Genomic DNA, 24,990 nt, shown 5'->3' with positions numbered 1-24,990 from the left:
GATCGGCGCACACTGGAGGGCGTACACCGGGTTAACCGCGGCGCAATCTGGCGCGGGTTTCGTGCAACATCGTGGCAACTCCCGGCCCCTACTGTGGCCGGAGAGGGTAGCGAGGTGAACGTGGATCTGGATACTGTTTCCGAGGTGGTTCTCGCCCGCGAACGCGCCGATTTGGCGCAGGTCGGGGCGGGTAGTGCGGTGCTGGCGGGCGGCACCTTCTTGTTCTCCGAACCGCACGATCATCTCGACCGGTTGGTCGACATCACCACGCTGGGATGGGCGCCGCTGACGGCGACCGCGCAGGGGTTGGAGATCGCGGCGACGTGCACGCTGGCGGAGTTCGCCGGTGCACGTGTCGGGCGGGAACTCGGGTCTTCTGTGTTGCGGAAGGAATGGCCGGGGACGGCTCTGTTCGCGCAGGCTTGTCGGGCGCTGTTGGCTTCGCACAAGATCTGGCGTACGGCCACTGTTGGTGGGAATGTGTGTCTGTCGTTGCCTGCCGGAGCGGTGCTCGGTGCGCTGGTGGCTTTGGATGCGACCGCAGTGGTGTGGCCGCGTGGTGGTGGTGAGCGGCGAATTGCTCTGCGTGACTTCGTAACTGGGCCTGGGGACAACGTTCTGGCCGCGGGTGCTGTCGTTCGTTCCTTTGTGGTGCCGATGGCGAGTCTGTTGGCGCAGACCAGTTTTCGGAAGATCGCGCTTGCTCCGCTCGGACGTTCCGGGGCTGTGGTGATGGGTAGGCGCGAGGCTGACGGCCGGTGTGCGATCACGATCACCGCATCTACCGTTCGGCCGATTGTGCTCGACTTCGACGTTCCCCCTACCGATTCCGAGCTGAACGACGCGCTGGCGGACATCGATGCCGACGTGTGGTTCGACGACCCGCACGGTGCGCCGGACTGGCGTGAGCATGTGACCGGGCTGCTGGCTGCCGAAGTGGCTGCTGAGTTACGGGGGGCCCGGCTATGAGGCTCGATATCGACGGCGCCTCGGCCGAAGTCGACGCCCGTCCCGGCCAGTGCCTGCGCACTGTGCTGCGGGAACACGGCGAGCTGGCGGTCAAAAAGGGTTGTGACTCAGGGGATTGCGGTGCTTGCTCGGTGTTGCTGGATGGCGAGCCGGTTCACTCCTGCTTGATTCCAGCGCACCGTGCCGCCGACCGTTCGGTGACTACGGCGGCTGGATTGGGTGACGGTGACGGACCCACTTCTATGCAGCGGCGGTTTGTGGAGAACGCGGGATTTCAGTGTGGGTTCTGCACGGCGGGCATGGTGGTGACGGCGTCCGGGTTGGCTGCGGGTAGGGCCGACACTGCTGTGGATAACCTGTCGGCGCAGGATGTCACCGATGCCGAGCGGGCCGAGTTGATGAAGGGGAACCTGTGCCGGTGCACGGGGTACCGGTCGATCGCTGATTCACTTGCCACACCCTGTGCATCGCTGTGTACAACTGGCGAGGTCGACTCGGGTGGTCGCGGAACGTCTTGCGGTGAGGTGCTGCCTGGGCGGCCTGCCGGGGAAGTCACCTCGGTGTCGGCCGTGCAGGGGCACGTGGTCGGGGCAGATGAAATGCCGGCCGTGGAGTCGCGGGTCGGCGGGGTGATGCGGCGTAAGTATGGGGCCGGGCAGATCGGGGACGGGGTTCGGGCGCCTGCGGGGTCGCGGATCGTTCGGGGTGGGGAAGCGTTCACCATGGATGTGGTGCCGGGGGCGGGGGAGCAGATGCCGCCGACGGCGCCGTGGCATCTGGCGGTGCTGACCAGTCCGCATCCGCACGCGCGGATCGTTTCCATCGATGTGGCTGCGGCGCAGGCTGTTCCGGGCGTGCGTGCGGTGTTGAGGCAGGGGGATGCACCGAAGACGGCGTTTTCCACGGCCCGACACGAACTGCGGCAGGACGATCCCGACGACACGTTCGTGCTCGATACCACCGTGCGGTTCGTGGGTCAGCGAGTGGCCGCGGTCGTGGGCGAGACCCTCGATGCCGCGCGGGCTGGGGTACGGGCATTGTCCGTCGAATATGAGCTTTTGCCAGCGGTATTCGAGCCCGAAGCCGCGCTCGCTGAGGGTGCGCCGAAGCTGCACGGCGACAAGCCGGAGTCGGCGCGGATCGCCGATCCGGATCGCAACCTGATCGCCGAGATCCACGGCGGTGTGGGTGATTTCGATGCAGGTCTCGAGCAGGCTGCGAAAGTTGTGAGTGGCGTGTGGAATTCGCCGCGCGTGCAGCACGTGCACCTCGAGACCCACGGCGGCATCGGCTGGTTCGATGACGCAGGCAGGCTCGTCATCCGCTCGAGCACCCAGGTCCCGTTCCTCGTGCGCGACGAACTGTGCCACGTCTTCGGCCTCGACCGAGACCGCGTGCGAGTCTTCGCCACTCGTCTCGGCGGCGGCTTCGGCGCCAAGCAGGAAATGCTGGCCGAAGACCTCATCGCACTGGCCGTTCTACGCACCGGCCACCCGGTGCAATACGAGTTCACCCGCACCGACGAATTCACCTCGGCCACCTGCCGTCACCCGATGCGCGTAGCCGTCACCGCGGCCGCCGACGCGTCCGGTATCCTCACCGCCCTCTCGGTCGACGTCCTCGCCGACGCGGGCGCCTACGGCAACCACAGCGCGGGCGTGATGTTCCATTCCGTCGGCGAATCCGTGGCCGTCTACCGCTGCCCGAACAAACGCGTCGACGCACAAGCGGTGTACACCAACAACATTCCCTCCGGCGCCTTCCGCGGCTACGGCCTCGGCCAGGTGAGCTTCGGCGTCGAATCCGCCATCGACGAACTCGCCCGCGAACTCGACATCGACCCCTTCGAATTCCGTCGCCGCAACGTGGTGATCCCCGGTGACCAGTTCACCGGCGCCGAAATCGACGAATCAGACCTGACTTTCGGCAGCTACGGTCTCGACCAGTGCCTCGATACCGCCCAGCACGCCCTGCGGCGAGGAAACGGAGCCGAGGCACCGAGCGCGGAATGGCAAGTGGGCGAAGGGATGGCGGTCGCGATGATCGCCACCGTCCCGCCGAACGGACACCACGCCGATGCGACCGCACGACTTCTGCCGGACGGCCGCTACGAAATGAGCGTCGGGACAGCCGAATTCGGCAACGGCACCACCACCGTGCACGCCCAACTCGCGGCAACGGCACTGGCCACCGCCGCCGAACGGATCATCATCCGCCAGTCCGACACCGACCTGGTCGGCCACGACACCGGCGCGTTCGGCTCCACCGGCACCATGGTCGCGGGCAAAGCCTCCTACGCGGCCGCGCTGGAACTGCACGCGATGCTGCTGGCCAGGGGCGCGAAGGTCAGCGGTCACCCCGAACGCGACTGCCTGCTCGAAGCCGGCGGCGTGCGCTGCGGTGCGGAGCTGATCACCGCCACCCAACTGCTGGCCGACGGCGAACTCCTCGCCCACGGCACCCATGCGGGCACCCCACGCTCGGTCAGTTTCAATGTCCACGCGTTCCGGGTCGCGGTGCAGCCGTCGACCGGCGTGGTGAAGATTCTGCAGTCGATCCAGGTCGCCGACGCGGGTACCGTGCTGAACCCGGTCCAGCTGCGCGGGCAGGTCGAAGGCGGCGTCGGGCAGGCCCTCGGAACCGCCCTCTACGAGGACATGCGGTCCGAGAACGGCATCGTGACCACCAAGACACTGCGGCACTATCACATCCCGCAGTTCGCGGATTTGCCCCGCACCGAGGTCTATTTTGCCGAAACCAGTGACGAACTGGGCCCGCTGGGTGCCAAATCGATGAGTGAGTCCCCCTACAACCCGGTGGCACCGGCCCTGGCGAACGCGATCCGCGACGCCGTCGGCGCCCGCCCGAACCGATTACCGATGACCGCCGACCGTGTGTGGCGGACCATCCAGGAAGGAACCGCCGGGTGAATACCCGTATCCCCGAACACATTCGGGCTCGGATCGATTCCGTGCTCGACTCCGTCGACGCCGAACTGCGCGTGCGCTATCCCGGTGCGGGTGACCGGGTGCAGCCCGTGCACACCGCGTACGTGCCCGCCGACCGCGCCAGCGCTGACACCCCCGCCGAATGGGGCGCCACGGCCCTCGACCTGCTGCATCGACACGCCGACTTCCTCGTCGGTCTCGACGCGACCGGTGCCCTGCCCGCCGTCCGCCGCCGTCTCACCGATTCGCCGGTGCAGGACATGCGCATCGACTTCGAAGACGGTTACGGATTCCGGGCCGATGACGTAGAGGACGCGGCGGCAACCGCTGCGGGCGAAGCTTTGGCTGCGTGGGCCGGAAAGCCCGGTGCGCCTGAGTCATTCGGAGTTCGCACCAAGGGGCTGGCGGCGAACGAGCGGCGGCGCGCACTGCGCACATTGGAGTTGGTTCTCGACGGGGCGGGTGGCGTTCTGCCCGGGTTCGTGTTCACGGTGCCGAAGATCCGTGCGGCCGAACAGGTTTCAGCACTCGTCGATCTGTGCACTGGTCTCGAGCGCGCTCACGGCCTGCCTGATCGCTCGCTGCGTTTCGAACTGCAGATCGAGAGCCCGCAGGCGATCATCGCCCCCGACGGCACCGCCCCTATCGCCAAGATGATCCACCTTGCCGAGGGCCGTTGCAGTGCATTGCATTTCGGCACCTACGACTACACCGCCGCCTGCGGCATCGCCGCCACCGACCAAACCCTCGACCACCCGGCCGCCGACTTCGCCAAGTCCGTCATGCAGGTCGCGGCCGCGCAAACCGGCGTCTGGATCTGCGACGGGTCCACTCAGATCACCCCCGACGTCGACCCCGAAGGCGCCTTCCGCAACCACCACCGCCTGGTCGAACGCGCCCTGCGTCGCGGCTACTACCAGGGCTGGGACATGCACCCCGGCCACCTGGTCACCCGCTGGCTGGCCACCTACGACTTCTTCCGCACCGCCACCGACGTGGCCGTGCCGCGCCTGCAGGCCTACCTCGATCGCCGCTCCGGCGGGGTCGTCGACGAGCCCGCCACCGCGGAAGCGCTGGCCACCACGGTGCTGCGCGGATTGCGCTGCGGGGCGACCACCGACGACGAATTGGTCGCGCGCGCACCGGAACTCACCGTTCCCGTGCTCGAGGCGCTGGTCGCTCGGCGCACCCCACCGCAGGCGCCGTGATGTGGTCGAACAGGTCCGGCTTCGGCCGATGTCGCACCATGGAGGTATGACGACGCGATAGTGAATCCAGCCGGGCGCGCGGCGACAGCAGTAGCAGTACACAACGGGGTGCACAGCGGATAGTTCGCGCGCACCCGAGCAGAGGAGACACGGTGAGCACACACCCCGGCGGCGACGATTTCACGCTGCTACCCGACCTGGCGGTTCGATCCCTCGGCGGTTCGGTGATCTGGGCGAACGACGAGTTCTTCGCGGAGAAGGAGAACCTGGTCAGCCCTGGCCCGTCGGAGTATCAGCCGTCGACCTTCGGCCACAAAGGCCAGGTGTACGACGGCTGGGAGACCCGCCGTCACCGTGGCAAGCCCGGCGACGACTCGGCCATCGTGCGACTGGGTGTGCCGGGCGTGATTCGTGGCGTCGTGGTGGACACCGCCTGGTTCAAGGGCAACTTTCCGCCGGAGGTGTCGCTGTCGGCGCTGGTCGTGGAGGGTTATCCGCCCGCCGAGGAGATCGCCGCCCGCACCGACTGGGTGACCCTGCTCGACCGCGTGAAAGTCGGGGGCGACAGCCGCAACCCCTTCGCCATCGACGACGAAAACCGTTGGACCCATGTGAAACTCACCATGCACCCCGACGGCGGCGTTGCCCGGTTGCGCGTGCACGGTGAAGGTCGCCCCGACCCCGCGCTGCTCGGGTTAGGCCCGCTAGACCTGGCCGCGCTGGAAAACGGTGCGATCGTGCTGGACTGCTCCAACCGCTTCTACAGCTCGCCCAACCAGATGCTGTACCCCGGCCTGGCCCGCGAAATGGGCGACGGTTGGGAGACCTCGCGCCGCCGCGACGACGGAAACGACTGGGTCCGCATCAAATTGGCCGGACCCGGCGCGATCCGCCTCGCCGAGATCGACACCTCCTGCTTCCTCGGCAACAGCCCCGGCTCGGCTTCGCTGACCGGATTCACCAGCGACGGAACAGAAGTCGAGCTGATGCCACGCACCGACCTGCTCCCCGACACCCGCCACCGCTTCGCCCTGACCCCCGCGGCCGCGTCGGTGGAAGAAGTGCGCCTGGACATCTACCCCGACGGCGGCCTCGCCCGCCTTCGCCTGTTCGGGGAGCTGAGCGCATGACCGAGGCACGCGATTTCATCGGCTACGGCCCCACCCCACCCGACCCGCAGTGGCCCGGCGGCGCCCGGATCGCGGTGCAGTTCGTGCTCAATTACGAAGAGGGCGGGGAGAACAACGTCCTCGACGGCTCGCCACACTCGGAAACGTTCCTGTCCGAGATGACGCCCGCCGAAGCGTTCCCGAACCGGCACATGAGCATGGAATCGCTGTACGAATACGGGTCCCGCGCGGGCCTGTGGCGAGTACTGCGCGCCTTCGAACGACGCGGCATCCCGCTCACCATCTTCGCCGTCGCCCACGCCATGCAACGCAATCCCGAAGCGGTAGCGGCCTTTTCGGAACTGGGCTACGAAATCGCCAGCCACGGACTGCGCTGGAAGTCCTACCAGCTGGCCGACGAGGAAACCGAACGCGCCGACATGGCCGAGGCCGTGCGCATCCTCACCGAACTCACCGGCGCGGCGCCGCTCGGTTGGTACACCGGCCGCGACTCACCCCGCACCCGCGAATTGGTCGTCGAACACGGCGGTTTCGTCTACGACTCCGACTCCTACGCCGACGACCTGCCCTACTGGACCGAAGTCCGAGGCCAGAACCACCTGGTAGTCCCGTACACCCTCGACACCAACGACATGCGCTACGCCTCCCCGGCAGGCTTCGCCAACGGCGACGAGTTCTACGCCCACCTGCGCGACGCCTTCGACGTCCTCTACCGAGAAGGCACCGAAGGCGCCCCCAAAATGCTCTCCATCGGCCTGCACTGCCGCATCGCGGGCCGCCCCGCCCGCACCGCAGCCCTGGAACGCTTCCTCGACCACGTCCAATCCCACGACAAGGTGTGGATAACCCGCCGCATCGACATCGCCGAACACTGGCACAAGGTCCACCCGGCGGGCGAGCAATCGCTTGGCGGCTGACCCGAGCGGGGGCGGATACGCAAACCTCGGGGCTCGTGGGTGTCACGCGCTCTGAATCGCGCGTGAGTCCGGCGTAATCGCCCAATCGGCCGCTTCAGAATCAGTTTTCTGACTTTTTGAAGGCGAAGTGGGCGATTACGCCGGTTGGTCCGGCGGTGTGGACCGGCTCAGGCGAACAGGGTTCGCACGAACGGCACCGAATCGACCAGGGACGCGTTGACGGTGGCGTCGTGGTCGGTGGGGTAGGTATGGAAGGTCAGGGGTTGGTTGTTGGCTTCCAGGACGGCGGCGTAGCGGAGGGTTTCGGGGGTTACCACGTCGGTGTCGTAGAGGCCTTGGCCCATGAAAAGTGGGCGGTCGTAGCCGGATTCGGGCAGGCCCATGTAGGTGGTGAGCAGGCCGTGGATGTCGGGGATCGAGGCGAGAGGGCGGGTGAAGAAGCTGCCTACCGGCGGTTTGGTGGCGGAGAGTTCGTCGCCCAGGGGGGTGATGCAGGTGGTTTGGGCTCGGGCCAGCCAGGTGCGGCCGGAATCGGTGAGGAAGCTGTCGATATCCAGGTCGGGGTAGGTGGTTCGCAGGCCGCTGAGGATGTAGAGGACGTAGGCGGTGAGGTGGGAGCTCAGGTGGATCGGCGGCATTCCGGGGCCGACCAGTTGGATGACGTCTTCGATGTAGGCGGGCACACCGGTGCCTACCGCGCCGCGGTAATCCAGTGTGGGGCCGCCGAATTCGGTGGCGTAGCGGGCGGTGGTGATCGCCGCGCCCCCGCCTTGGGACTGGCCGACCACGGCCCACTTGTTCGACAGGGTGCGGTACTGCTGCGTCGCGGCCTTGACCGCGTCGACCACGTTGTGGGCTTCGGCGATGCCGTTCAGATACGGATGCTCGCCGGGACCGCCGAGGCCCGCGTAGTCGGCGGCGACGATCGCGTAGCCCTGATCCAGCCAGGTGCCCAGGTATGCCCAGTCGCGCTCGACTGCCGCGGGGCCCGCAACGCTGTACGCGCAGTCGTCGCCGAGACCGACGGTGCCGTGCGCCCACGCGATCACCGGCCAACCGCCTTCGGGTGCCTCGCCCGCGGGGAAGTAGACGGCCGCGCTGGTGGTGGTCGGCTGGTCGTTCGCGGTGGTCGAGCGGTAGAGCAGGCGCTGCGCGTTCGCCGAACCGGGCAGGGTGGCCGCGGCGGACAGCGGCTCGACGCCGACGACGGTGCCTGCCGGCTGCGCGTCGGCCACCGGCACCACGCTCAGTGTCGCGGCCAGCACGATCAGCGAAGTCGCCGCGATCCTCGAAATCCTCATGGACCTACTCTTCCTTCTTGATGGACGTGCGTCCAGGATGTGGCGCGCGCATTTCGCACCCACTTCTGGGGGCTACCCGCACCGTGACCGAAACGAGTGACGACACGCACACCGTTCGTGTCCGGCGTGGTGGGTGAAACCGATCACACCCTGGAAGGGTCGGGGGTGTCGGAGCTCGCCCACCCGATGATCTCTAACAGTACGAGCGTTATGCTAAAACTCCTGGTCAGCACTACCCCTCGGTAGGCGGGGCCCTTGCAATTAACCCGCTAATTTCGCAAAGTTAGCAAACGGGCCTGCAAAACTAGCTGAGATTCACACAACCAACAGGTAGACGGCCATTTCTGGGTGTGCCATTGTTTGGAAGTACACCCCTTGGGCCCTAGTAAGTCCTAGCAAGCCTGCAAATTGCTCCAGCAGTACGAGATGTGCAACCGAAAGCGTTCAGCCGCCGGTTGATTCGCACGCCGACTGCTGCGAGTACCGACCACACGAGGAAGTGGAGTCAAGAGATGTCTCTCCCCGGCACCCCGAAGACCGCAGCGGAAATCCAGCAGGATTGGGACACCAACCCGCGTTGGAAGGGCCTGACCCGCACCTACTCCGCCGAGCAGGTTTCCAAGCTGCAGGGCAACGTCGTCGAGGAGCACACCCTCGCCCGTCGCGGTTCGGAGATCCTGTGGGACCTCGTGAACAACGAGGACTACATCAACTCGCTGGGCGCCCTCACCGGCAACCAGGCCGTGCAGCAGGTTCGCGCCGGCCTGAAGGCCATCTACCTGTCCGGTTGGCAGGTCGCCGGTGACGCCAACCTGTCCGGCCACACCTACCCGGACCAGTCGCTGTACCCGGCGAACTCGGTTCCCGCGGTCGTGCGTCGTATCAACAACGCCCTGTCGCGCGCCGACGAGATCTCCAAGGTCGAAGGCGACGAGTCCGTCAAGAACTGGCTCGCCCCGATCGTGGCCGACGCCGAAGCCGGCTTCGGTGGCGCCCTGAACGCCTACGAGCTGCAGAAGGCCATGATCGTGGCCGGCGCCGCTGGCGTGCACTGGGAAGACCAGCTCGCCTCGGAGAAGAAGTGCGGCCACCTCGGTGGCAAGGTGCTGATCCCCACCCAGCAGCACATCCGCACCCTGACCTCCGCGCGTCTGGCCGCCGACGTCGCCGACGTGCCCTCGGTGATCATCGCCCGCACCGACGCCGAGGCCGCCACCCTCATCACCTCCGATGTGGACGAGCGCGACCGTGAGTTCCTCGACGGCACCCGTACCGCCGAGGGCTTCTTCGGTGTGAAGAACGGCATCGAGCCCTGCATCGCGCGTGCCAAGGCCTACGCCCCCTTCGCCGACCTCATCTGGATGGAGACCGGTATCCCGGATCTCGAGGTCGCCCGCAAGTTCGCCGAGTCGGTTCGCAGCGAGTTCCCGGACCAGCTGCTGGCCTACAACTGCTCGCCTTCCTTCAACTGGAAGCAGCACCTGGACGACGCGACCATCGCGAAGTTCCAGCGTGAGCTCGGCGCGATGGGCTTCAAGTTCCAGTTCATCACCCTGGCGGGCTTCCACTCGCTCAACTACGGCATGTTCGACCTGGCGCACGGCTACGCTCGCGAGGGCATGACCGCGTTCGTCGACCTGCAGGAGCGCGAGTTCAAGGCTGCTGCCGAGCGTGGCTTCACCGCCATCAAGCACCAGCGTGAGGTCGGTGCCGGCTACTTCGACACCATCGCCACCACCGTCGACCCGAACACGTCGACCGCCGCCCTGAAGGGCTCCACCGAAGAGGGTCAGTTCCACTGATCCCCTCGGGGTTGCTTTGAGTAGCAACTTCTTTCCTCTACTCCGGTAGGGGTGTACGCCCTCCCTCGCCGATCAGCCCTCGGTGAGGGAGGGCATCCCTATACTTTGGTCTCCATGACCTCCCCAGCCACCCCACAGCCAGACACACAGCAGGAGCGGGACGTGAGCAGCAGCGAGAAGATTCAGCGCGTTGGCATCATCGGCGCCGGACAGATGGGCGCGGGTATCGCGGAGGTGTGCGCGCGTGCGCACGTCGACGTCCTCGTCTACGAGACCACCCGTGAACTCGCCGCTGCGGGTCGCGCACGCATCCTGCGTTCGCTGGATCGTGGTGTGAGCAGTGGCAAGATCACCGAGCGCGAGCGGGAGCAGGCCGCATGGCGGCTGCGCTTCACCTCCGATCTCAGCGACTTCGCCGACCGTCAGCTGGTGGTCGAGGCCGTTGTCGAGAACGAAGAGGTCAAGACGGCCATCTTCGCCGAGCTGGACAAGGTCGTCACCGACCCCAACGCCGTGCTCGCCTCCAACACCTCCTCGATCCCGATCATGAAGATCGCCGTCGCCACCGCGAACCCCGAGCGCGTGGTCGGTCTGCACTTCTTCAACCCGGTGCCGGTGCTGCCGCTGGTCGAGCTGGTCACCACCCTGAAGACGAGCGAGCCGGTCGCCAAGCGCGCCGAGCAGTTCGCCGCCGAGATCCTCGGCAAGCAGATCGTGCGCTCGGCGGACCGTTCCGGATTCGTGGTCAACGCGCTGCTGGTGCCGTACCTGCTGTCGGCCATTCGCATGGTCGAGTCGGGCTTCGCCACCAAGGACGATGTCGACAAGGCGATGGTGCTCGGCTGTGCGCACCCGATGGGCCCGCTGGCGCTGACCGACCTGGTCGGCCTGGACACGGTGAAGTCGATCGCGGACTCGATGTACTCCGAGTTCAAGGAGCCGCTGTACTCCGCGCCGCCGCTGCTGATGCGCATGGTCGAAGCCGGTTTGCTCGGCAAGAAGACCGGAGCCGGTTTCTACCAGTACGGCAAATAAGAGTTTGCTCACCGGAGGCCACCGACATCAGCTGCGACGCGATGCCGGTGGCCTTCGGCCTTTTCCTGGGTGTTTGCAGGGGGAACGGCGAAGGGTCGGGGTTGCGGCCTAAGCTGCTGTAGCCGGACGCGCTCGCGCATCCGGTGTTATGTCGAGCGCAGCGTGTGATCGAAAGGGAGTATCGGCGGTCATGGTCAACGTCACCGATGGATTCGGGTCGAGCGTTCTCGGATACCCGAGGATCGGTCCGCACCGAGAGCTCAAGCGTGCGCTCGAGTCGTACTGGCGCGGATCGATGGAACGCGAGGAACTGCTGCAGGTAGGCCGCGATATCCAGGAGCGTCAGTTCAACGAACTGGCCGCCACCGGACTCACGCAGGTGCCGGGCAACACCTTCTCCTTCTACGATCACATCCTCGACAACGCGCTGCTGTTCGGTGCGGTGCCGTCGCGATTCAAGCAGTTCCAGGACGGGCTCGACCCCCTGGATTTCTACTTCTTGATGGCGCGCGGCAACCCGGACACCCCGCCGCTCGAGCTGGTGCGTTTCTTCGGCACCAACTACCACTACCGTCAGCCCGAACTCGACGCCGACACCACGTTCTCGCTGCACCCCGAAGCCCTGCTCGACGAGTGGGACCGGGCCGCGCAGCGCGGGATCGAACTGCGGCCGGTGGTGCTGGGGCCGGTGTCGTTGCTGCTGCTGTCCAAGGCCGGGCATGTGCCGGGTGAGGCCGAGTTCGACACGTTGAGCCTGCTCGACCAGCTGCTGCCGTTCTACGAGGAACTGTTCTCGATCCTGGCCAAGCGCGGGTCGACCTGCGTGCAGCTGGACGAACCGTGCTTCACCGGGGAACGCACGCCCGAGGAACTGGCCGCGTTCGAGAAGGCGTACACCCAGCTGTCGAAGGCGCCGCTGCGCCCGCGCATCCTGGTCACCGGGCAGTACGGCGACTTCGGTGAGGCGCTGCGGATTCTGGCCGCCAGCAACGTCGAGGCCATCGGCCTTGATCTGGCGTCGTACCGGATGCAGCCCGAGGAACTGGCGGCCATTCCGGGGATCAAGCGCAAGCGGATCTACGCGGGTGTCATCAGCGGTCAGAACGTGTGGCGCGCGGACCGTGTCGTCACGCTGAACTACCTGAACTCGATCGCCGAGGTGTGCCCGGATCTGGTGGTGTCCACCGGCACCACGCTGCTGCACGTGCCCTACGACGTGCTCGCCGAGTACGACATCGAAGGCAACGTCGCCGACCGGCTCGCCTTCGCGAAACAGAAAGTGGGCGAGGTTGTTTCGCTCGCGAAGGCCCTGACCGAGGGCCCCTCGGAGAACTGGCGCAAGCGGCCCACCGAGGTGCACTTCAAGCAGAAGCACGCGGTGCGCCAGCGGGTGTACGCGGTGACGCCGCAGATGCGCGAACGCGCCCCCTACGACGTGCGCGCGGCCGCGCAGCAGCAGCGGTTGAACCTGCCGCTGGTGCCCGCCACCACGCTGGGCTCGTTCCCGCAGAGCTCCAAGCTGCGCCAAGCCCGCCACGAGGTGGCCTCGGGACGGCTGTCCGACGACGACTACCGCAAGCTGGTCGAAGCCGAGATCGAAGCCACGATCGCGCTGCAGGAAGACATCGGCCTCGACGTGTTCGTGCACGGCGAGCACGAACGCAACGACATGATCCAGTTCTTCGCCGAACAGCTCGACGGCTTCGCCACCACCCGCTTCGGCTGGGTGCAGGTGTACGGATCCCGTTGCGTGCGACCGCCTATCGTCTACGGCGACGTGGCCCGGCCCGCGCCGATGTCGGTGGAATGGACCGCCTACGCGCAGTCGCTGACCGACAAGCCGGTCAAGGGAATGGTCACCGGGCCTGTCACGATGCTGGCCCGCTCGTTCGTGCGCCAGGACCAGCCGCTCTACGAGACCGCCGACCAAGTGGCACTTGCCATTCGGGACGAAGTGGTCGACCTGGAGAAGGCAGGCATCGCGATCATCCAGGTCGACGAACCCGCCATCCGCGAACTACTCCCCGCCCGCCCCGGCGGCCGCGAAGAGTACCTGCGCTGGGCCGTCGGCGCGTTCAAGCTGGCCACCTCCGGCGTGCGCCCCGACACCCAAATCCACACGCACATCGGCTATTCCGGCCGTACCGAAGTGGTCGACGCGATCGATCAACTCGACGCCGACGTCACCGCGATCGTGGCCACCCGCTCCATCGAATGGGTCATCGAGGCGCTCACCGAGGACCTGTCCACCGGCCACGGACTCACCCACGGCGTGGGGCCGGGTGTGTACGAGAGCCGTTCGGCGCGCATCCCCGATATCGACGAGTTCGACGAACTGCTCACGCAGGCGGCGAATGCTGTTACGCCACAACGGTTGTGGGCCAATCCTGACGGTGGGCTCAAGACTCGGCACTACTGGCAGTTGGAGCCTTCGTTGCGGAACATGGTGGCCGCGGCTCGGCGGGTGCGGCGACGGGCGTTGGCTGCACAAGCGGAAGCCGCCGCCGAAGCGTAAGTGAGCTGGGCAAAGGGGTGCACCGGATTCGGTGCGCCCCTTTGTTGTTCCGCTGGGTCGTTGCCCACGTCAGCGGCCGCCGAATATGAAAATGCCTGAACCTCAGCAGATCTCGGCGTCGGCGACTACAGTTCGCGGCGGCAGCGTCGGGTTGTTCAGGAGGGCGCGGTGCTCGATCCGAATCACCATCAGGGGAAATTCGGGCACGACTACATTCGGGTGCTCGCGTCCGCCGCGGGCCTGCTGTGGTCGACCGATGATGTCGACGTCGACGGTGTAGACCTGTGCATCAAGCAGCCGGGGCGGACGCCGCACGGGTTCGGACCTGCGATCGCGGTGCAGATCAAGACGGTGTCGCGGCCGAAGTGGCGGGGTGGGAAGCTGATTTTCCCCGGGCTCAATCACACCCAGTTCAACTGCCTCGCCGGCGACGACTTCCAGATCCCGCGTTACCTTTTCGCCGTGCATGTGCCGCGCACAAGTGCCCAGTTCGTCGAGTCGACGACGGGCGCGTTGGAGCTGCGTCACGCCGGGTACTTCCTCTCGCTGCGCGACCGGAAGCGGTTCGCGGTCGATGATGCCAGCCGTAAAGTCTCGGTGCAGATTCCGCTGAGCAATGTTCTCGATGTCGAATCGTTGCGTGCACTCGTCATCGGACCGCCACGGTGAGCCGTATGCCGCCTGCTCGCGACGAGGTGATCGGATACCTGCAAGCCCAGGGCTGGACGGCCGGTGGGCAGTGGCGCAGCGGGCAGATCTGGACGCGAGGCTCGTTCGACGTGTTGGTTCCGGGTACCGAGGTGCTGGACTATTCCACCGCGATGCGGGCGCTCGTTCGATGTGTGGCCGATGCCGAGCAGCGACCGCGGGAAGCGGTGGGCCGCGATATCGCCGCGGGCGGAGTGGACGTCGTCGGCTACCGCGCAGGGGACCCAGCCGACGACGTTCCTATCAGCACGGCCACCGCGGCGCTTGTCGCGCTGCAGGACTTGCTCGTCGCGTGCGCCGAACAGACTGCGATGAGTGAGGTTTCGGGATCATGGCGGCGTCGCGCGGCCGTCACCGAACTTCTCGACAGCACGGCTCTGCTACCGCAGCACGATGTCTTCGGCTATGACGTCTATTTGGCCGGGCCGGGGTCTCGGCTCGGTCGCAGCGTCGCGGTGCGGCTGCTCGATGTCGCGGTGATGGTGCGGACCGCTGCCGGAGACGAGCAGGCAGCGCGTGGATGGCAACACGAGGTCAGATACGAAACCATCGAGGCTTTCAGTGCGCTGGGGGCGGCGGCATTCGCGCCGATGAGTTTCGAGTTGAACTTCCGCTGGTCGCGGCAGGTGCCGCGACCAGACGTCTCGCTCGACTTCTCGCGTACCGCGGTCTCCCGACTGTCAGGTTTGACCGACCCGGACTCGCCCGTTGCAGAAGTCATTGCAGCACAGCCCCTTCCGGAGGCGCAGCGGTACGCCACGGTCGATGGCGTAGTAGTCGGGCTCGACAACGACGGCGGCTGGAAAGTAACTGTGCGGGGGGTTCTTCGGGTGGGTGACACGAGCACCGGGCGACAGCGGCGGATCGTCGTGCACCTGCGAACCGAGCACGAGTACGCGAAGGCGCTTGTCGCGCATCGCCGGACGGACAGTGTTCGAGTATCCGGAAACTTCGATGGCAAGCGCGACCTGGAAGTGGCCGAGAACGGATTCACCGTTGTCGGGGACCGAACGTGAGAGAACGGATCGTAGATGTCTGATCGACTGAGCTCCCTGCAGCGTGCCGTGCTACTGGTGTTGCTGGCAGAAGCACGCGAACTCACCAATGCCGAACTGAAAGAGGTCGCGGGGCTGAGCCTGACCGGCAAACCGAGAGTTCAGCTCAATGAACTCGGTCTGGTCGAGAGTACGACGCCGTGGCGAAACATTCTCGTCCACGAATTGACCGAACTCGGCGCGCAGTGGTGCACCGAGGAACTGTCGCGTCCGGCGCCGGCGCGGGCCGGTTCGTTCGGCGGAGCTCTGTACTCGGTGCTGGGGGGTTTGCACCGTTATCTCGACGGCTCGGGGCAACTGCTCACCGATATCTTTCAGCCCGACGTAGCCGGTCAGATCGTGCGCGCGTACGCGGCCATCACCGACGGCAAACCCGAGCAGGTGCGGCTCGCCGACGTGCGCACTCGACTGCCGCATCTGTCGCCGGACGAGTTCACGCGTGCGATCGTCGCGCTCGCCGACCGCGAGGGCGTCCATGTCCGGGCCGAGGCCGACCGCAAAACGCTGACCGAGGACGACCGTGCGGTCGCCGTGTCGCTGGGTGGCACGGCGCGCCATCTACTCACCATCGAGGTGTTGAAGTGAACGACGAGCAGTACCGCGCGCTCATCCGGGTTCAGTTCAGTACCGCGCTCGGCCCGGATTCGATTTGGCAACCGCAGACCCACCACGTCGAAGAGTTGCATCGGCATGCGGCCGACGCCATTTCGCGGGCGATCGACATCGCGGCTCATCGGCCGGACTCCCTGCCCACCGGATACATCCTCAACGGGGACCCCGGCGTGGGGAAGACGCATCTGCTCGGCTGGATTCGTGAGCAGGTGCAGGCCAAGGGCGGATTCTTCTTCATGCCCAAGCTGGCCGACGGCGAATCGTTCTGGGACGGTGCGGTACACGGGGTGGTGAACCGGCTCGTCGGGACCGACGGCAATCAGCTGCGCCGATTGCTGCTGGCGCTCACCGACCAGGCCGAATGCGATACCGACCTGCAGATGCGGATCGCCGGTCCGATACGGCCAGAGCCCGAGCAGGTCGACATCTTCCTGGACGCGCTGACCGAACGTCATCCCCGGCTCTACGAGTGCCAGGACACGCTCCGCGCGCTGGTGCTGTTCCGCGCGGGCGGACCGCTGCGCGATATAGGGGACAGCTACCTGATGGTCAGTGACGGTCTTGCCGCGGAGATCCTCGACAAGTGGGGTTTCCGGCATCGCGAACGCAATGCGCAACGCGTGTTCCAGGACCTGATCCGGCTCTTCGCCGCCGCGGGTCCGGTGGTCATCGCGTTGGACCAGATCGACGCGATCATGGCCGAATCCGCCCGCGCGGGTGGTGCGGTCGCGACCGGCCACGCGAACAGCCTGATGAAACTGCGCGAGGAGACCGTGCGGACGATCATCGTGGCCGCGTGTATTTCGACGACCTGGCGTTATTTGTCGGAGCACTCGGTGTCTTCGGCGGTGGACCGGTTCAGCGTGCTCGAACTTCGGACGAAGCTGCCCGGACCGGCGGTCGCGGCGGCGATCGTCGCGGGTCATCTCGCTGCCCAGTACGGCGAGGTGGACTTCGTCGCGCCGCATGCCAGCTGGCCGATCGCACCCGCGGCGTTCCGCGGCGAGGAGGTCGGCCACTACACGCCACGGCGGTTGCTGCAGCAGGTCGCGCTGCACGTGAAGAACTGCCTCGACAGGAACGAGATCAGCGAGCTCACCGATTTCGCCGATCTGGTCGACGACACGACATCCGATGTCGTGCTGGCGCCGGTCGATTCGTCCGCATTCGATACCTGCTTCGAGCGACTTCGAGACACCGCGGACATCGTCGGTCCGATCGATCCCGCGCAGGAGGACGACCTGATGGCGCGACTGCTGGTCGGCGCCCTGCACTGCTTGGTCATGGAACGTCAGGATGATCGGCTGACGATTGATCAACCCGCGGTTACCGGCAGGGCACTGCACGCCCGGCTGCGATGCACCCTCGACGCCGAACTGGAAGTCGAGAAGCACTGGAGTCTGCGGGCCATCGCACATCCGCACCACCATGCGGTGCAGGCGCGACTGCGGGCGGCGGTCCTGGAATCAGGGATCGCCGCGGCGAACGACAATCGCAGCCTGACCATCTTACGTAATACGGCGTTCTCTCCCGGTCCGAAAACCAGGGCGATGCTCACCGAGCTGGCCGAGGCCAATGGTATGACGCTGAACATCGGACACGACGACCTGCGAACGTTCACCGCCCTGGCAGCTATGTTCGCGGACCCGAAACCCGGCTTCGAGAGCTGGCTCAGGCAGCGGCGGCCGGCCGGGAGCACGCAGTTGTTCCGCAGGGTGTTCGCTGATCTGCCCGGACCGGACGACCTGGGCGTGCGGGGCACGAACGGCCCCGAATTACCGCAATCCGGCGGCGGCGCCCAGGCTGTTTCGCCGAAGACACCGGAGGTGATTCCCGGTCCGGCCGCTTCGACGACCGATGAGCGCCGACATTCGGCGGACCTCGATGACGAGGCCGGTGTTGCCGTGACACCCACGGGCGAGGGTGCGCTGCGCGCTGACACCGTCTTGCTCGGTCACGGATATATCGATGGACAGGAATTCCGGGTTCCGGTCGAGCTGCTCCGTAAGCATCTGGCGCTGTTCGCAGGCAGTGGTTCCGGGAAAACGGTGTTCCTGCGGTGGTTGATCGAAGAGCTTGCGCTGCAAGGGGTCTCCTCGATCGTGATCGACGCCAACAACGACCTGTCGCGGTTGGGTGACCCATGGCCGGAGAAGCCCGCGGGCTGGGGTGCCGAACAGGTCGCGCGGGCCGAGCGGTATCTGGCCGAGACCGATGTGGTCGTGTGGACGCCGCGTCGGCGGACGGGTCGTCCGCTGGTCCTGCAACCGCTGCCGGATTTCAGCGCGGTCGTCGACGACGCGGACGAACTCCGAAGTGCGGCGGAGATGGCGGTGGCTGATCTGTTGCCGCGCACCGGCCTCGCCCGTAAAGCCAAAGCCGAGCAAGCCAAGGCGGTATTGCTGGAGACCCTCATGCATTTCGCCCAGACCGGCGGATCGCGACTCGAAGGACTGATCGCGCTGCTGGCGGAGCTGCCCGCAGGTGTGAGTCGGGTGCGTCGTGCTGTCGATCTGGCGGCTGAAATGGCGGATGGGCTCGCGGTTGCCATGATCAATGACCCATTGTTCGGTGGTGAGGGCGAACCCCTCGACCCGGGTGTTCTGCTCGCGCCCGCACCGGGCAAGAAGGCGCGAGTGTCGGTGATCAATTTTGTCGGCCTGCCGGATACCGATCAGCGGGCGGCCTTCGTGAGCCAACTGCAGGTCGCCTTGTTCACTCATTTCAAAAAGAATCCGGCCAGGGATCGGCCGCTCGGTGGTCTGTTGGTGCTCGACGAAGCCCAGATCTTCGCACCGTCGGGCCGCGAGACGCGGGCAACGGCCAGCACCCTGATGCTCGCCGCCCAGGCGCGAAAGTATGGCCTCGGCATCGCTTACGCGACGCAGGCGCCGAAGGGTTTGCACAACAGGGTTGTCGGCAATACCGCAATCCAATTCTTCGGCAAATTGGGGACGGTTGTACAGATGCAGGCGGCCAACGCAATCGCCGCTGCTTGGGGTGGTCATCTCGATGACATCGGGCATCTGAGTGCCGGCGAGTTCTACGGTGCTGCTGAGGGGCGACCGTTTCGCAAGCTTTCGACGCCACTGTGTTCGAGCCACCATCCCAGTAGCGCACCAGACGAAGCTGAAGTCCTCGAGCGCGCCCGCCGAGGTCAGGATGAGTGAGCCCTGGTCGATTTCGCCGCCGACCCGGCCCTCGCGGGCCGGTGTTGCGAGCAGGAAGGGAGAGCGCTGATGGCGGACGAGACGTTCGACAGCGTGTGGGATGCGATCGAGGACACCCCACAGAAAGCGGAGAACATGCGGCTGCGGTCGCGGTTGATGATGGCGTTGAGCGGGCACATCGAGGCGTCGGAGTGGACGCAGGCTTTCGCGGCCGGGAAGCTGGGGGTGACGCAGCCTCGGGTGTCGGATCTGATGCGCGGCAAGATCGACCTGTTCAGTCTGGATGCGCTGGTCAACATGGTGGTGGCGGCTGGGATGCATGTCGAGATGAATGTTCGGGCCGCGTGACCGCAGGCTGCTAGGTCGGGGTGCCCTGTGCCAGTACCGCTTCGACTGTTCGGGTGACGCCGTCGGGGGAGGTGACGTCGAGGCGGACGGGGTCGGCGGGTTTGCGGAGGTTGATGGCGGCGCTCAGGGCTTTGGCGGTGGTGATCGAGACGCCGTCGATGGCGGTGATCACGTCGCCGATGGTGATGCCGGCTTCGCGGGCGGGTTGGCCGTAGAAGGCCCAGCTCACCTGGGCTCCGGCTGGTCTTCCGTCGATCACCTGGACGCCCAACGTCGCCGTCGGTCCTATGTGGACGGTGTCGGTGGGCGTGCCCGAGCGGATCTGGGTCACGATGCGCATGGCGGTGTCGATGGGGACGGCGTAGCCGTTGGGTGGGTTGCCTTCGGTGCGGGATGCTTCGCCCGAAGCTGCGGTGATCACGCCGATTACTGCCCCGGTCGCGTCGGCCAGCGCGCCGCCGGATTGTCCGCCCATCACCGGCGCGGCGACTTCGACCATGCCGTTCAGTGCCTTGCGGGTCAGGTCGGCGGAGTTCATGGCCACGATCGTGGCGTTCAGGTCGGTGATCGGACCGGTGACCGCCGTGGGTTCGCCGCCGTCGCCACCCGCGTCGCCGATGGCCAACACATCCTGGGTGATGCGCAGGTCGGCGGAGGTGCCGAGGCGCGCGACCGGTAAACCCGACGCGCCCGCCAGCGACAGCAGCGCGATGTCGGCGCCGGAGTCGTATCCGAGCACGGTCGCCTCGTAGACCAGCCCGTTGGCGATATCGGTGACGCGCAGCTCGTCGGCGCCCTTGATCACGTGATGACTGGTCAGAATCTGCCCGTCTTCGGTGAGCACGATCCCCGAACCGGCCGCTCCGCCCCCGAAACCCGCGGTCTCGACATCGATATTGACCAGCGCCGCCTCCACCTGATCGGCCACCACCACCGGGTCCATCGGTACCAACACCGGAGCCTGCGCTTGCGCCACGAATTGGGGTTCGACCAGGGCGAACTCTCCGCGATACCCGAGAAACGCGCACACCCCGAGCAGCGCGACAACCATCGTCACCAGTAATCGACTGACACGTCTCACCGCACATGTCCTCTCTCACGAGCCGACCAATCCATTGTGACGTGATTTCGCCGTCCGCTGGTCTCGATCCGGACCCGACTGTTGGCAAAGCCCGTATGCGGCTGTAGGCATGTAGCCATGAGCACTGCTGCCGCCTACGCCAAGCCTTCGCCCGAAGGGCCCTTCGAGAAGGTCACCATCGAACGTCGCGAGGTCGGCCCCGACGATGTGTTGATCGACATCAAGTACGCGGGCATCTGCCACTCCGATATCCACACCGCGCTCGACGAATGGGGTGGCGCGCAGTACCCGTGCGTGCCCGGCCACGAGATCGCGGGCATCGTCGCCGCGGTCGGTTCGTCGGTGCGCAAGTACAAGGTGGGTGACCGGGTGGGTGTGGGCTGCCTGGTGAACTCGTGCGGTAAGTGCGTGCCGTGTCTGGCGGGCGAGGAGCAGTACTGCGCCAACGGTGCCACCTGGACCTACAACTCGCCGGTCCCCGAAACCGCGCAGCCCGGCGGGTACACGATGGGCGGCTATTCCACCCAGATCGTGGTCGACGAGAGCTTCGTCGTCGCGATCCCCGAAGGTATCGGCCTCGACGTCGCCGCACCGCTGCTGTGCGCGGGCATCACGCTGTATTCGCCTCTGCGACACTGGAATGCGGGCCCCGGCAAGAAGGTCGCCATCATCGGAATGGGCGGTCTCGGGCACGTCGGTGTGAAGATCGCGTCGGCGCTGGGCGCGGAAGTCACCGTGCTGAGCCAGTCGCTGCGCAAACGCGACGACGGCCTGCGCATGGGCGCGGACCACTACTACGCCACTAGCGACAAGCAGACCTTCCGCCAACTGCGCGGCCAGTTCGACCTGATCATCAACACCGTGTCGGCCGACCTGCCCATCGACAACTACCTGCGCCTGCTCGCCCTCGACGGCACCCTGGTCATCCTCGGCCTGCCGGAGAACCCGATGAGCGTGTCCGGCCGCAACCTCGCCGGGTACCGCCGGTCGCTGGCCGGTTCGATGATCGGCGGCATCGCACAGACCCAGGAGATGCTGAATTTCTGCGCCTCACACGGCATCGGCGCGGAGATCGAGCTGATCTCCGCCGATGAGATCGACTCCGCGTACGAACGGGTGGTCGCCAGCGACGTGCAGTACCGGTTCGTCATCGACACCGCCACCGTGTAGTTGTTCGGGCAGGCGCGCCGACCGGCCGCCAAGGCCCGCGCTGGGTACCGTGAGTTCGTGGTTGCCGAGGACGAATCCGCTGAACGCGCCGTCGACGTGAGGGCGCTGCCCGCCTTCTGGTCGGTGCGCACGCCGCCGCGCTGGCTGCCGCGGGCGCTGCTGTACGCGGTGCTCGCGGTGGCGGGGTTGATCGCGGCGTTCTGGGTGTTGGGCAAGTTGCAGGGCCTGTTGACGGTGCTGCTGGTCTCGTTGTTCCTGGCGTTCGCGATCGAGCCGGCCGTGAATTGGCTTGCCGCGCGCGGCGTTCGGCGTGGGGCAGGCACCGGGTTGGTGTTCGGGTTGGTGCTGGTGGTGATCGTCGCGTTCGTGTGGACGTTGGGCGCGTTGCTGATCAACCAGGTGACCATGCTGGTGCAGAACGCGCCCGGTTACGTGCAAGACCTGGTCGATTGGGTCAATGTCACCTTCCACCAAACGATTTCGGGTGAGGACCTGACCAAGTACGCCTCGGAGTGGAGTTCCACGATCGAGAAATACCTGGTGAGCATGGCCGGAAACGTCTGGGGCATAGGCACTGTCGCGATCGGGGCACTCTTCCAGCTGCTCGGGGTGCTGCTGTTCACGTTCTACTTCGCCGCCGACGGCCCGCGTTTTCGCACCTGGGTGTGCTCGCTGCTGCCACCCAGACAGCAGAAACATGTGCTGCGAGCCTGGGATATCGCGGTCGAGAAAACCGGCGGCTACATCTATTCGCGCGCACTGCTTGCCCTGTGCTCGGCGATCGCGCATTACGTCGCGCTGCGGGTGCTCGATGTGCCGTCGGCGTTCGCGTTGGCGCTGTGGGTAGGCGTTGTCTCCCAGTTCATTCCGACCGTGGGCACGTATATGGCCGGTGCGCTGCCGGTGCTGGTGGCGTTGGTGCACGACCCGATCACCGCGCTGTGGATCTTGCTGTTCATCGCCGCCTACCAGCAGTTCGAGAACTATGTGCTGCAGCCGCGCATCACCGCGACCACCCTGGACATGCACCCGGCGGTGGCGTTCGGGGCGGTGATCGCGGGTGCCGCGTTACTCGGGCCGACCGGTGCGCTGCTGGCGATCCCGGTCACCGCCACCCTGCAGGGTTTCGCGGGCGCCTACGTGCGGCGCTATGCCGTGGCCGAAGAACCCGAAGCCACACCTTCGAAGAAGAAGCGCAAGCCCCGCAAGCCCGAACCCACCGACGAATAGGCGGACCATGGCGATCCTGTTGTCCCTGGTGTCGATGCTGTCGACCCTGTTCGGCGGATTCGTCGCCATGCGCATCGGCGACCGCAAACACCTGGTCCTGGGCCTGGCCGCGGGTGTGATGCTCGGCGTGGTCGCCTTCGACCTGATCCCGGAGGCATTGGAACAGTCCGACGGCCAGTTCCACGGCATCCCCGTGGTGCTCATCGCCGCGGTCATCGGCTTCCTCAGCCTGCACATCATCGAACGCGCGGTCGCGATCCACAAAGGCCACGAACACGAATTCGGTTCACACAAGCACGGTTTCGAGTCCGTGGGCCTGCTCGCCGCGGGCGGGCTGATCTTCCACAGCACCCTGGACGGTTTCGGCATCGGCCTGGGCTACCAGGCGGGCGCGGCCGTCGGTATGTCCGTGGCGATCGCGGTGATCTGCCACGACTTCGCCGACGGCTTCAACACCTTCACCATCCCCACCGTCTACGGCAACGCCCGCAAACGCGCCCTGATCCTGCTGGCCATGGACGCCATCGCCCCGGTCGTGGGCGCCGTCCTCGGCACCATCATCCACGTACCGGAAAACTGGATCGGCCTGTACATGGGTTACTTCGCCGGCTTCCTGCTCTACCTGGCCACCGCCGACATCCTCCCCGAAGCCCACGCAGGCCACCCTTCCCGCCTGACCCTGCTGTGCACCATCCTCGGCGTGGCAGCGATGTTCGTCGTGGCCGCACTGAGTCACTGAGTCGCCGACACTGTCAGTCGAGGTGCCGTCGCACCTCAGCAGCGAAACCAGGAACACCGGAACGGTCCAGGACGTCGAGCAGGCCAAGAAGATGTTTCGGTGGACGTTTGTGCTCGGCGACTTGCCGATCGAGCAACCGGAGCACGCAGCCGGGAGCCAGATCCAGAACATCCAGTAGGAACGCATCCGGGTGCAGCAACTCCGGGAAACCTTCGCCGACTGGTCTTACCTCGAAGTCTTTGAGATTGAACGTCAGCAGCACATCCGCATTGCCTTGCAGCGCGGCCGCGAGCACGTGCCGATCCTTAGGATGGTTCTCCATCCGATCGACCAGTGGCTCGTAACCGTCGACGATCGAGTCGGAGAAGAAGCCTGTCAACGTGCTGATCAGTCGGTCGACCTTGGCCGAGGCAAGCTCGTCCTCCGCCGGCCTGTTGCAGAGGTTTCGGCGGAGTTCCGTGAGGATCTCCGCCGACCACAGAGGCTGAAACAGGTCCGCTTCAGCCAGTCGAAGCATCGTGTCGCGTAGGTGGGACGGATACAAGACGCAGGTATCGAGGAAGACGCGCTGCATCAGCCCTCTCGCTTCAGCGGCTCCGTAGGAATGTCGTCGTAGAGGCCTAAATCCTCGGAGATTCTGGTCAGTTCGGACAATCCGGCGGCGCGTTCAGCACGGCGATGCTCACGAAAGTCGAGGACGTCCGCGAGGCGAACACGACGATGTCGGCCCGGCCGGGTGAACGGGATACTGCCCGCATCCAAGAGTTTGACGAACGTAGGCCGGCTCATACCGAGTAGCTCCGCGGCTTCCTGGGTTGTCAACGTGGTGTGCAGCGGCGCAACGGTGACTGCCTTCCCTTCGGACAACGCCAGTGCGACCAAGCGCAGACCCTCGAAGACCTCGGCAGGCAAGGCCACCACCTCACCTGCGGCTGAACGCAGAATGGTGGCCTCAGCGGTGTTCGGGGTCGCGTCCAGGAACCTCCGGACCTCGACGAGCTGGTCTGGATGCTCAGGCAAAAGCGTTCGTTCGTTCAATGTCGCGGTCATCG

General features: G+C 66.1%; 20 protein-coding genes. 16 read left to right on the top strand and 4 right to left on the bottom strand.

The window, feature by feature from the left end; all coding sequences use genetic code 11:
• Positions 1-120 precede the first annotated feature (120 nt).
• The 5 genes from ACFWVD_RS16640 (at position 121) to puuE (ending at position 7,172) form a co-directional block, all read left to right on the top strand.
• A complete protein-coding gene (locus ACFWVD_RS16640; RefSeq protein WP_379243945.1) occupies positions 121-969 on the top strand; it encodes an FAD binding domain-containing protein in 849 nt (282 codons plus the stop codon).
• Entirely contained in the window at positions 966-3,899 is a 2,934-nt protein-coding gene (locus tag ACFWVD_RS16635; protein WP_379243551.1) for a molybdopterin-dependent oxidoreductase, read from the top strand. Before ACFWVD_RS16640 ends, ACFWVD_RS16635 begins: the two co-directional genes overlap by 4 nt.
• A complete protein-coding gene (locus ACFWVD_RS16630; RefSeq protein WP_379243549.1) occupies positions 3,896-5,125 on the top strand; it encodes a DUF6986 family protein in 1,230 nt (409 codons plus the stop codon). Before ACFWVD_RS16635 ends, ACFWVD_RS16630 begins: the two co-directional genes overlap by 4 nt.
• A 152-nt stretch (positions 5,126-5,277) precedes the next feature.
• Positions 5,278-6,255, top strand: coding sequence for an allantoicase (gene alc / locus ACFWVD_RS16625; protein ID WP_379243547.1), 978 nt, complete (start codon positions 5,278-5,280; stop codon positions 6,253-6,255).
• Positions 6,252-7,172, top strand: a complete 921-nt coding sequence (puuE, locus tag ACFWVD_RS16620; protein WP_379243545.1) for an allantoinase PuuE — start codon at positions 6,252-6,254, stop codon at positions 7,170-7,172. The genes alc and puuE overlap by 4 nt, the downstream gene beginning before the upstream one ends.
• A 167-nt stretch (positions 7,173-7,339) precedes the next feature.
• On the opposite strand, the gene ACFWVD_RS16615 is transcribed toward puuE, so the two are convergent.
• Positions 7,340-8,473: a lipase family protein gene (locus tag ACFWVD_RS16615; RefSeq protein WP_379243543.1), complete on the bottom strand. Its 1,134-nt coding sequence runs from the start codon at positions 8,471-8,473 to the stop codon at positions 7,340-7,342.
• A 512-nt stretch (positions 8,474-8,985) separates the two neighbouring features.
• On the opposite strand from ACFWVD_RS16615, the gene aceA reads away from it, so the two are divergent.
• The 8 genes from aceA (at position 8,986) to ACFWVD_RS16575 (ending at position 19,718) form a co-directional block, all read left to right on the top strand.
• Positions 8,986-10,275, top strand: coding sequence for an isocitrate lyase (aceA, locus tag ACFWVD_RS16610; protein ID WP_378709799.1), 1,290 nt, complete (start codon positions 8,986-8,988; stop codon positions 10,273-10,275).
• Between the two features lie 162 nt (positions 10,276-10,437).
• Positions 10,438-11,310, top strand: a complete 873-nt coding sequence (locus tag ACFWVD_RS16605; RefSeq protein ID WP_255284589.1) for a 3-hydroxybutyryl-CoA dehydrogenase — start codon at positions 10,438-10,440, stop codon at positions 11,308-11,310.
• Between the two features lie 190 nt (positions 11,311-11,500).
• Positions 11,501-13,825: a 5-methyltetrahydropteroyltriglutamate--homocysteine S-methyltransferase gene (metE, locus tag ACFWVD_RS16600; protein ID WP_379243541.1), complete on the top strand. Its 2,325-nt coding sequence runs from the start codon at positions 11,501-11,503 to the stop codon at positions 13,823-13,825.
• Positions 13,826-13,993: 168 nt separating this feature from the next.
• Positions 13,994-14,494 (top strand): DUF4365 domain-containing protein, encoded by a 501-nt coding sequence (locus ACFWVD_RS16595; protein WP_379243539.1) that lies wholly within the window; start codon positions 13,994-13,996, stop codon positions 14,492-14,494.
• A gap of 5 nt (positions 14,495-14,499) precedes the next feature.
• Complete coding sequence (locus tag ACFWVD_RS16590) at positions 14,500-15,549, top strand: hypothetical protein (RefSeq protein WP_379243537.1); 1,050 nt, start codon at positions 14,500-14,502, stop codon at positions 15,547-15,549.
• A 15-nt stretch (positions 15,550-15,564) separates the two neighbouring features.
• Positions 15,565-16,173: a hypothetical protein gene (locus ACFWVD_RS16585; RefSeq protein WP_379243535.1), complete on the top strand. Its 609-nt coding sequence runs from the start codon at positions 15,565-15,567 to the stop codon at positions 16,171-16,173.
• Positions 16,170-19,370, top strand: coding sequence for an ATP-binding protein (locus ACFWVD_RS16580; RefSeq protein WP_379243533.1), 3,201 nt, complete (start codon positions 16,170-16,172; stop codon positions 19,368-19,370). The genes ACFWVD_RS16585 and ACFWVD_RS16580 overlap by 4 nt, the downstream gene beginning before the upstream one ends.
• 69 nt (positions 19,371-19,439) lie before the next feature.
• Complete coding sequence (locus ACFWVD_RS16575; RefSeq protein WP_379243531.1) at positions 19,440-19,718, top strand: helix-turn-helix domain-containing protein; 279 nt, start codon at positions 19,440-19,442, stop codon at positions 19,716-19,718.
• A gap of 10 nt (positions 19,719-19,728) precedes the next feature.
• On the opposite strand, the gene ACFWVD_RS16570 is transcribed toward ACFWVD_RS16575, so the two are convergent.
• Positions 19,729-20,799, bottom strand: coding sequence for a S1C family serine protease (locus ACFWVD_RS16570; protein ID WP_379243529.1), 1,071 nt, complete (start codon positions 20,797-20,799; stop codon positions 19,729-19,731).
• A 117-nt stretch (positions 20,800-20,916) separates the two neighbouring features.
• Here ACFWVD_RS16570 and ACFWVD_RS16565 point away from each other — a divergent pair, with 117 nt between their 5' ends.
• From ACFWVD_RS16565 to ACFWVD_RS16555, 3 genes are read left to right on the top strand one after another with little or no spacing between them, the layout of a single operon-like run.
• A complete protein-coding gene (locus ACFWVD_RS16565; RefSeq protein ID WP_379243527.1) occupies positions 20,917-21,969 on the top strand; it encodes an NAD(P)-dependent alcohol dehydrogenase in 1,053 nt (350 codons plus the stop codon).
• Between the two features lie 57 nt (positions 21,970-22,026).
• Entirely contained in the window at positions 22,027-23,199 is a 1,173-nt protein-coding gene (locus tag ACFWVD_RS16560) for an AI-2E family transporter (RefSeq protein ID WP_379243525.1), read from the top strand.
• Positions 23,200-23,206: 7 nt separating this feature from the next.
• Complete coding sequence (locus tag ACFWVD_RS16555) at positions 23,207-23,938, top strand: ZIP family metal transporter (protein WP_379243524.1); 732 nt, start codon at positions 23,207-23,209, stop codon at positions 23,936-23,938.
• Positions 23,939-23,951: 13 nt separating this feature from the next.
• Here ACFWVD_RS16555 and ACFWVD_RS16550 read toward each other — a convergent pair whose 3' ends face one another.
• Positions 23,952-24,512, bottom strand: a complete 561-nt coding sequence (locus ACFWVD_RS16550) for a putative toxin-antitoxin system toxin component, PIN family (protein WP_379243522.1) — start codon at positions 24,510-24,512, stop codon at positions 23,952-23,954.
• A complete protein-coding gene (locus ACFWVD_RS16545; protein ID WP_379243520.1) occupies positions 24,512-24,988 on the bottom strand; it encodes an excisionase family DNA-binding protein in 477 nt (158 codons plus the stop codon). Before ACFWVD_RS16545 ends, ACFWVD_RS16550 begins: the two co-directional genes overlap by 1 nt.
• Between the last annotated feature and the right edge of the window lie 2 nt (positions 24,989-24,990).

Source organism: Nocardia sp. NPDC058666, from assembly GCF_042714895.1.
Classification (GTDB): Bacteria; Actinomycetota; Actinomycetes; order Mycobacteriales; family Mycobacteriaceae; genus Nocardia.
Note: the sequence above shows the minus strand (reverse complement) of the source record. Positions and strands in the feature narration are given on the sequence as shown.